This window comes from Bacillus cereus group sp. N12 (assembly GCF_016483575.1).
GTDB classification, from domain to species: Bacteria; Bacillota; Bacilli; order Bacillales; family Bacillaceae_G; genus Bacillus_A; species Bacillus_A toyonensis.
On sequence record NZ_JAEHBO010000258.1, the window covers coordinates 1 to 246 of the forward strand.

Genomic DNA, 246 nt, shown 5'->3' on the forward strand with positions numbered 1-246 from the left:
CATTACAACTGTATGTGCGCGGTAATCTAGGTCATCTATATGCTAGCCAGAATCTTTCTGAAGAAGCGATTCGTCACTTGACACAAGTTGTTGAAAAAATCCCATCTCACTACAAAGCTATATTCTTACTTGCACAAGAACATGAAAAATTAGGACTTATCGACAAAGCAAACCACTACATTAAAATAGGGAAACAACTTATTTCTGAACTTGGTAATGAAGAGCACAAACATCACTTTGCTATAT

1 pseudogene is annotated in these 246 nt (G+C 35.8%); it reads left to right on the forward strand.

Annotation, left to right across the window (positions count from 1 at the left end):
• A pseudogene (locus JDS92_RS30395) lies at nucleotides 1-246 on the forward strand (tetratricopeptide repeat protein); the annotation flags it as partial.